This is a genomic window from Mesorhizobium sp. M7A.F.Ca.CA.001.08.2.1, assembly GCF_003998455.1.
In the GTDB taxonomy this organism is placed as follows: domain Bacteria; phylum Pseudomonadota; class Alphaproteobacteria; order Rhizobiales; family Rhizobiaceae; genus Mesorhizobium; species Mesorhizobium ciceri.
The window spans coordinates 1-8273 of sequence record NZ_RZPW01000228.1; the positions used below are offsets into that span (position 1 = coordinate 1).

Sequence of the window (8273 nt, forward strand, 5' to 3'; positions counted from 1 at the left end):
AAGACACGGTGCGCATCCTGCGCGCCTACCATGTGCGGCTCGCCGAAACGTCCGACCCGGACATGCCGCTGCTCGCCGACATCAGGGATTATCTCGAACCTTTCGGCATCGACGTCGAGACGGCGATCCCGTCAGGGCTGATCGGCACGCTGGATAGCGCGGTCTACAGCGCCGGGCAGATTCGCGACCGCTTCTCGCCCGATGGCTGGCTGGCGCTGAAGGACCTGTCGAAAACCATCCATCAGTTCGCAACGACGGTCGCGCCCGGCGACGACGCGACCCGGGCGATGACAGTCATCCTGCGTAAGCTCGCCGGCTTTTCCGGTCTGCTGCACGAAAACATGTACCGCTTCGCCGGTTGGCGCTTCCTCGAGATCGGCCGCCGGCTGGAGCGCGGCATCCAGATCTCCCGCACGCTGTCGCGGCTGACCAGCGCCAAGGCGCCGGACGGCGCGCTCGACATGATGCTGGAGATCGGCGACAGCGTGATGACCCATCGCCGCCAATATCCGGTGCAGGCCGGCCGGCGCACGGTGATCGACCTGCTGGCGCTCGATCCGCTTAACCCGCGCTCCATCCTGTTCCAGCTCGAAAGGCTGAAGGCCGAAATCGGCCTGTTGCCGTCGCTCGGCGGGGAGGGGCAAATGTCGCCGGCGGCGAAGGAAATCCTGCAGCTCAACACCCAGATCGCCATCAAGGAGCCTTCGGATATGACGGCAAAGGCGCTGGACGAGCTCGCTCACGAAATCGGCGGCCTCTACAACAGCCTCGCCAAAGCCTATTTCGGATAAATCATGCTCTACGATATCAGGCTTCATCTCCACTATGATTACGCTTCCGCTGCCGGCGGCGGTCGTCATCAGGTGCGCGTGCTGCCGTCGACGATATCAGGCGTGCAGCGCGTCATCGCCGCATCACTGTCCTTTGCGCCGGCGCCCAACGAGCGTTCCGACTTTTCCGATTTCTTCGGCAACAACGTCACCTCGATCGCCTTTCGCGATGCGCATGATGCGCTCGACATCAGGATGAGCGCCCGCGTGTCGGTGTCTCGGCCCGAGCCCGGGCTCGACGTGTCGCCCGATATCGCCCGGCTCAGGCAGGAGCTCGCCGCGGTGCGGTCTCTGGCACCTGATGCACCGCACCATTTCCTGACGGCCAGCACCCATGCCGGCATCGACGATGCGATCACCGCCTACGCACGCAGCAGCATCGCCGGTTCCGCCGCCAGCACGGCCATGAACCTGTGCCATCGCATTCATCGTGATTTCACCTATGACGGCGAGGCGACGACGGTGCGGACCCGGGCCAGCGATGCCTTCAGGCTGAAGCGCGGTGTCTGCCAGGACTTTTCGCATATCATGATCGCCGGCCTGCGCGGGCTCGGCATTCCCGCTGGCTATGTCAGCGGCTTCCTGCGCACCATCCCGCCGAAGGGCAAGCCCCGGCTGGAAGGCGCCGATGCCATGCATGCCTGGGTCAAGGTCTGGTGCGGGCGCGACGCAGGCTGGCAGGAATTCGATCCGACCAACGGCATGCGGGCCAGCAACGACCATATCACCGTCGGCTACGGCCGCGACTATTCGGACGTAGCGCCGATCGTCGGCGTGCTCAAGACCACGGGGGGACAGGTCGGCGAGCAGGCTGTCGATGTCATTCCGGTTGTGCTCGAGAAAGCCTGAAGGCAGGCTCGACACCGTTTTCGGACGGCGCTTGGAACCAGCGGTCGGCCAGTGGCTTATCTACGGAATTCGTGTGGAGCCGACATGTTGCAGAAATCCGGAATGTCGCCCGGCCGACCGGCTGGCGAGGACGCTGTATCGCCAGATGGCGTGTTCAAAAACGGGGCACAAAGCTCGGCCGATCATGCGTCGCTTAGTTATGTCAGCGATGCCGAGCCTGGTATCCGGCGGCTGAAGACAGGCAAGGGGTTTTCCTACAAGGGACCGGACGGACGGACGGTTTCGGACGCCACCAAGGCCCGCATCGAGGCGATCGTCATTCCGCCGGCCTGGACGGATGTGTGGATTTCGCCCGACGCGGACGGCCATATCCAGGCAACCGGCAGGGACCAGCGCGGACGCAAGCAATATCGTTATCATCCGCAATGGGCCGAAGAGCGCGATGGTGCCAAATATTCGAGCCTTGTCGCATTCGCCGAGAGCCTGCCGGACCTGCGGCACAGGGTCGATAGCGATCTGCGCCGTCGTGGCTTGCCGTTCGAGCGGGTCGTCGCCGCGGTCGTCTGGCTGCTCGACAACACGATGATCCGCGTCGGCAATGCCGCCTACGCCCGCGACAACAAGAGTTTCGGGCTGACCACGTTGCGCGACCGGCATGTCGATATTGTCGGTTCAAGCCTGCGCTTTGCCTTCAAGGGCAAGTCGGGCAAGGAGTGGAAGCTGAAGCTGGCCGACCGCCGCATCGCCAGGATTGTGCGTGGCGCGCAGGACCTGCCAGGCCAGAAGCTGTTCCAGTATCTCGATGAGGATGGCGACAGGCGGCCGGTCCGCTCCGAGGACGTCAACCGCTATATCCGTGAGGCGGTCGGTGACGCCTTCAGTTCGAAGCATTTCCGCACCTGGGGCGGCACCATTCACGCCGCGTCGCTGTTTGCGCAAACGGAACTGCCGCAAAGCCAGACGCAGCGAAACAGGGCGATGAACAGCGTCATCGACAAGGTTGCCGAGCGGCTGGGCAATACGCGTGCCGTCTGCCGCAAATGCTATATCCATCCGCGGGTCTTCGAAGCGTGGTCCGAGGGACGGTTGCTGGATGAAATGGCGCAGGCCAACAAGCGCAAACGGGCGATTGCCGGTCTCGATGACGAGGAAGCTCTCGTGTTGCGATGGCTGAAACTGGGAGAAAGCTGACCGACGCGGCCGACGGTGGCCAAATCCGTCACATCTGGATTTTTTTATCGACGTCATGTCGGGATCGGTCTTACTGTTTCGTCCTTTGACAGAGAAAAGGACCAGCCATGCTCTACGCAATCCTCTGCTATGCCTCCGAAGATGTCGTCTGCTCCTGGAGCAAGGCACAGGACGACGAGGTCATGGCCAATCTCCTCGACGTTCAGGACAAGTACGCCAAGGCTGGTCGGCTCGGCCCGGTGGCACGGCTTCTGCCGACCACGGCCGCGACGACGTTGAGGAAGGTCAAAGGCGAATCGGTCGTCATCGACGGGCCGTTCGCCGAGACCAAGGAACAGTTTCTCGGCTTCTACACGCTCGAATGCGCCGATCTCGACGAGGCGGTGGAGTTCGCCCGCGAGCTTTCCGAGGTCAACCCGAGCGGCGGCTCCTATGAAATCCGGCCGGTTTCGGTCTTCAACCCAACAACGGTTTCCGCATGACCGAAATGGCCTGGATCAGCTCCGCGATCAGCGCCGCCCGCCCGCAGGCGATGGGCGCGCTGCTGCGTTATTTCCGCGATCTCGATACGGCGGAGGAAGCTTTCCAGGACGCGTGCCTCAGGGCGTTGAAGAACTGGCCGCAGAACGGGCCGCCGCGCGACCCGGCGGCCTGGCTGATCTTCGTCGGCCGCAACAGCGGCATCGATGCGGTGCGCAAGCGCGCCAAGCAGGCGCCGATGCCGGATGAAGACCAGGTTTCCGATCTGGAAGACGCCGAGAGCGATATCGCCGAGCGGCTGGACGGGGCGCACTACCGCGACGACATATTGCGGCTGCTGTTCATCTGCTGCCATCCCGATCTGCCGGCAACGCAGCAGATCGCGGTGGCGCTGCGCATCGTCTCCGGTCTCACGGTCAAGCAGATCGCGCGCGCCTTCCTGGTTGGCGAAAGCGCCATGGAGCAGCGCATCACTCGCGCCAAGGCGCGCATTGCGGACGCCGGCGTGCCGTTCGAGACGCCTGGCGCGGTCGAGCGCTCGGAACGGCTCGCCGCCGTCGCCGCCATGGTCTACCTGGTCTTCAACGAGGGCTATTCGACCAACAGCGGCGAGGCGCCGGCGCGCGCGCCGCTGTGCGAGGAGGCGATCCGGCTGGCACGGCTGTTGCTGCGGCTGTTCCAGACCGAGCCGGAGATCATGGGGCTGACGGCGCTGTTGCTTCTGCAGCATGCGCGCGCACCGGCCCGTTTCGACGAGAGTGGCGAGATCGTGCTGCTCGAAGACCAGGATCGCAGCCTGTGGAGCCGCAAGATGATCGATGAGGGGCTGGCACTGGTCGACAAGGCGCTGCGCCATCGCAAGCCCGGCCCTTACCAGGTGCAGGCGGCGATTGCCGCGCTGCATGCGCGGGCCGAAAAGGCCGAGGATACGGACTGGAACGAGATCGACCTGCTCTACCGCTTGCTGGAGCAGATGCAGCCGTCGCCGGTGGTCACGCTCAACCGGGCCGTCGCGGTCTCGAAGGTGCGTGGACCGGGGGAGGCGCTGGCCATGATCGAGCCGCTGGAAGAACGGCTTTCCGGCTATTTCCACTTTTTCGGGCTCAAGGGGGGCCTCTTGATGCAGCTCGACCGGGGCGACGAGGCGCGCGTCGCCTTCGACCGGGCCATAGCGCTTGCGAACACGGCGGCAGAGGCTGCCCATATCCGCATGCATATCGACCGGTTGATCAAGGACGGTGCGGTGCGCCCGCCGGCGAAAAAGGCAAACTGAGCGTCACCTCCCCATCTGGCTCAATCGTGTAGTTTGGGCTTGGACCATGCCGGGGTGGCGATTTTCCCCTGAAACGAGTAATGCCACGCCATGACTGCGCCTGAAGTGCCTTTCGGCACACGGGCGACACGGCGAAGGCTTAACCCAGCGCCATATGATGGCGACGGGATCTGAAAGGAACCAGAATGACGATAGGCAAGGAAACGACCGAACTGCTGGCGAAACTGGGCGTGGCCAAGGAAGCGCTCGTCGGCGGCGACCTGATCGTGCGCAGCCCGGTGACGGGCGAGCAGATCGCGGCGCTGAAGACGATCTCGCCGGCTGACGCGGCCAAGGTGATCGATGCCGCGCACAAGGCCTTCCAGGCCTGGCGCATGGTGCCGGGCCCGCGGCGTGGCGAACTGGTGCGGCTGCTCGGCGAGGAACTGCGCGCGCACAAGGCCGAGCTTGGCCGGCTGGTGTCGATCGAGGTCGGCAAGATCCCGTCCGAGGGGCTCGGCGAAGTGCAGGAGATGATCGACATCTGCGATTTCGCCGTAGGCCTCTCCCGGCAGTTGTACGGCCTGACCATCGCCACCGAGCGCCCGGGCCATCGGATGATGGAAACCTGGCATCCGCTCGGCGTCGTCGGCGTCATTTCCGCCTTCAATTTCCCGGTCGCTGTGTGGTCCTGGAATGCCGCCCTGGCGCTTGTTTGCGGTGACGCGGTGGTGTGGAAGCCGTCGGAAAAGACGCCGCTGACCGCACTTGCCTGCGAGGCCATCTTCAAGCGTGCGGTCAAGCGCTTCGGCGCGGACGCACCTGATGGCCTGGCGCCGGTGCTGATCGGCGACCGCGCCGTCGGCGAGATCCTGGTCGATCACCCCAAAGTGCCGTTGGTTTCGGCGACCGGCTCGACCCGCATGGGCCGCGACGTCGGCCCGCGGCTGGCCAAGCGCTTTGCCCGCGCAGTGCTCGAACTCGGTGGCAACAATGCCGGCATCGTCTGCCCGAGCGCCGATCTCGACATGGCGCTGCGCGCGATTGCCTTTGGAGCAATGGGCACGGCGGGCCAGCGTTGCACGACGCTGCGGCGCCTGTTCGTGCATGACAGCGTCTACGACGCCCTGGTTCCGCGCCTCAAGAAGGCTTACGAGAGTGTGTCTGTCGGCAATCCGCTGGAGACCTCCTCGCTGGTCGGGCCACTGATCGACAAGGCGGCATACGAGGCCATGCAGAAGGCGCTGAAGGAAGCCGCCGCCCATGGCGGCAAGGTGACCGGCGGCACGCGGGTCGAGGACGGGCACCCGGATGCCTATTACGTGCACCCGGCGCTGGTCGAGATGCCCAAGCAGGTGGCCCCTGTCACGGAAGAGACCTTCGCGCCGATCCTCTATGTGATGAAATATTCGGATTTCGACGCCGTGCTCGACGAGCACAATGCCGTGGGCGCAGGCCTGTCGTCGTCGATCTTCACCCGCGACCTGCAGGAATCCGAGCGTTTCCTGGGTGTCGACGGATCGGATTGCGGCATTGCCAATGTCAACATCGGTACCTCGGGCGCTGAGATCGGCGGTGCCTTTGGCGGCGAAAAGGAAACCGGCGGCGGCCGCGAGAGCGGCTCCGACGCATGGAAGGCCTATATGCGGCGCGCCACCAACACGGTGAACTATTCCAAGGCGCTGCCGCTCGCCCAGGGCGTGTCGTTCGACATCGACTGAGAACTTCGGGATTTTGATCGCCCGCATTGAAAGGCATCCCCGTTACGGGGATGCCGCACCGATCAGCTTCCAGCCGGCGGAAAACAGGCATTGAAAGCGGTGTCGACGATGGCCAGTTTGGCCGCCTGGACTGTCATGTATTCCTGGTAGAATGTATTCGACACCCACATCACCGAATGGCCGCGCTGGCCGAGCCAGCCGATGCTGCCGAGATTCTCGGCAGCGCGCAGCTTGCGGGCCAGATGTGTCCGCGAGAGCTTGAGCCATTTGGCGAAATCTCCGATCGAAACCACGCTGGTCGGAATCTGGTCCAGGCCGGCGTGATCGGGGTCGATGCCCGACATCAGCCAGTCCATGACGATGCCGCCATTGTTGAGCCAGATGAACAGGGAAAAGGTCTGGTTGGGTTCGCGCACCGGCTTGGAGGCAAGCAGGCCGTCCGCCACCAGAGGCTGCAGCCCGGCAACCATCTCGGGGTGTTCGAGGAACCTGGCCAAGCGGTCAGCGCCGTCGAGGCGATCCAGCGTCCGCAGATGGGCAAGGACCCAGCCGGTAAAGGTCTGCACGGTTGCCGCCGTCGGCTGCAAAGGGTGCGTACGGCCGTCGCCACCCGACACATACTCGGCGATGTGGTAGTGCAGCATCTCCTTGATGAAAGCGTCCGCCGTGTTGCGGCTGGCGACCGCATGCTGGTGCACGAACTCGATGAACCGCGATACCGTCAGTTCCTTGCGGCGGTCGTGCGGATCGCGCCTGAAATGCATGGCGAGGCCGACATGACCCATCAGCCAACGCTGCTGCGTGGCGAAAATGGAAGCCAGGCGAGGGCTCTCCTCATAGATTCGGATCAGCGCCAGGGACTGTTCCTGAACGTAGCGATGCAACGCCGGATGGCCGGCAATATCTTCCAATTTCAGCGCCATCCTCCTGGTGTTCCGGTTCAACTCAAAAAGCCGAGTTGCGCTCCACATTTTTCAGCCTTCCACGGCTGTGTCCAGAGGCACCAAATGCGAAGAGCAAGCCCAACCCGAACACGGGTCGGGCAACGACCGGTGCATGGTGGGATCGGCTAGCCGATTGCCATGCCCTGGGAAGCGCGCCGGTGATCTGCGGCTTGACGGGGATGGTGGAGAGTGAGTTACCGTGCCAAGCGCAATCGCGACAAGATCAGCCAGGTAATCCAGCTGCGCGAACCGCGCCGCGCGTCAGTCGTCTGCAGGGGCATTTCCAACTGGTCGATGGCGGCATCTCTCGCCACCATACGCGATGAAACCGGCCGGCTTTCGCCGGCCGGTTGGTTCGATCGGGATCAGCCGCAGACGCGAACCTCTTCGATCACCCTGTGGTGGTGGCGCCAGTGCTTGACCAGTTCGATATGGCAGCGATGATGCCGGTGGTGGCGGCGATATTCGCCGTACCGGTATTCGCCATCGTCATACTGAACGTTCCGGTCGCCATCATACTGATTGTCGGAATAGCGATCGCGGTGATGACGGCGAATAACGATCCCACTGTCGGAATCGTCGTCCGGCAAATATCGATCGTCGTCGGACTGGATGGTCACGCTTGCCGCTCGCGTCGGCGCAGTGATCGCCGCTGTCGCGGCCAATGCCAACAGGGAAGCCAGAATCAACTTCTTCATCTCGTCCTCCTACACGTTCAAGACATGGTAACTCGCGGAAGAACTGGGCGTTCCGACTAATTTTACACTCTTTGCGACGCGGGAGACATCAAGGCGTTATCGTCCACCCGCTCCAGGCGCACGAAAGCCGTCAGCGGCAGGTGGTCGGAGGCAACGCGTGAAAGCGGCGTGTCATGCGCGTCGATGGCGGCAATCATGCCATGCCGGTTGGCCATGATCCGGTCGAGCGCCAGCAGCGGCAGGTTCGACGGGAAGGTGGGGACCGCCGGCGGCTGCGGGCCGAACGTCGCATGCAGCGTGTTGAGAGC

At 63.8% G+C, this 8273-nt stretch carries 9 protein-coding genes; 6 read left to right on the forward strand and 3 right to left on the reverse strand.

Features of this window, described 5'->3' with window-relative positions:
- From EN914_RS15490 to EN914_RS15515, 6 genes are all read left to right on the forward strand, one after another.
- Positions 1–791, forward strand: a 791-nt coding sequence (locus EN914_RS15490; protein WP_206527208.1) for an alpha-E domain-containing protein, incomplete at its 5' end; no start/stop codon positions are given.
- 3 nt (positions 792–794) lie between these two features.
- Positions 795–1679: a transglutaminase family protein gene (locus EN914_RS15495; RefSeq protein ID WP_013529827.1), complete on the forward strand. Its 885-nt coding sequence runs from the start codon at positions 795–797 to the stop codon at positions 1677–1679.
- Positions 1680–1763: 84 nt separating this feature from the next.
- Entirely contained in the window at positions 1764–2870 is a 1107-nt protein-coding gene (locus EN914_RS15500) for a DNA topoisomerase IB (RefSeq protein WP_024502667.1), read from the forward strand.
- Positions 2871–2977: 107 nt separating this feature from the next.
- Positions 2978–3352 (forward strand): YciI family protein, encoded by a 375-nt coding sequence (locus EN914_RS15505; protein WP_013529829.1) that lies wholly within the window; start codon positions 2978–2980, stop codon positions 3350–3352.
- Entirely contained in the window at positions 3349–4623 is a 1275-nt protein-coding gene (locus EN914_RS15510; RefSeq protein ID WP_024502666.1) for an RNA polymerase sigma factor, read from the forward strand. The genes EN914_RS15505 and EN914_RS15510 overlap by 4 nt, the downstream gene beginning before the upstream one ends.
- Positions 4624–4808: 185 nt before the next feature.
- Complete coding sequence (locus tag EN914_RS15515) at positions 4809–6323, forward strand: aldehyde dehydrogenase family protein (RefSeq protein WP_024502665.1); 1515 nt, start codon at positions 4809–4811, stop codon at positions 6321–6323.
- Positions 6324–6385: 62 nt separating this feature from the next.
- On the opposite strand, the gene EN914_RS15520 is transcribed toward EN914_RS15515, so the two are convergent.
- The 3 genes from EN914_RS15520 to EN914_RS15530 all read right to left on the reverse strand — a co-directional run.
- Positions 6386–7246 (reverse strand): hypothetical protein, encoded by an 861-nt coding sequence (locus EN914_RS15520; protein WP_024502664.1) that lies wholly within the window; start codon positions 7244–7246, stop codon positions 6386–6388.
- Positions 7247–7632: 386 nt separating this feature from the next.
- On the reverse strand, positions 7633–7965 hold the full coding sequence (locus EN914_RS15525) for a hypothetical protein (RefSeq protein ID WP_024502663.1): 333 nt from the start codon (positions 7963–7965) through the stop codon (positions 7633–7635).
- Positions 7966–8027: 62 nt separating this feature from the next.
- Positions 8028–8273 (reverse strand): endonuclease/exonuclease/phosphatase family protein (locus tag EN914_RS15530; RefSeq protein WP_407067782.1); only part of this gene is annotated, 246 nt, incomplete at its 5' end.

Coding starts and splice junctions, on each gene's coding strand:
- EN914_RS15495 (WP_013529827.1), top strand. CDS start 795: ATGCTCTACGATATCAGGCTTCATCTCCACTATGATTACGCTTCCGCT.
- EN914_RS15510 (WP_024502666.1), top strand. CDS start 3,349: ATGACCGAAATGGCCTGGATCAGCTCCGCGATCAGCGCCGCCCGCCCG.
- EN914_RS15525 (WP_024502663.1), bottom strand. CDS start 7,965: ATGAAGAAGTTGATTCTGGCTTCCCTGTTGGCATTGGCCGCGACAGCG.
- EN914_RS15500 (WP_024502667.1), top strand. CDS start 1,764: ATGTTGCAGAAATCCGGAATGTCGCCCGGCCGACCGGCTGGCGAGGAC.
- EN914_RS15515 (WP_024502665.1), top strand. CDS start 4,809: ATGACGATAGGCAAGGAAACGACCGAACTGCTGGCGAAACTGGGCGTG.
- EN914_RS15520 (WP_024502664.1), bottom strand. CDS start 7,246: ATGGCGCTGAAATTGGAAGATATTGCCGGCCATCCGGCGTTGCATCGC.
- EN914_RS15505 (WP_013529829.1), top strand. CDS start 2,978: ATGCTCTACGCAATCCTCTGCTATGCCTCCGAAGATGTCGTCTGCTCC.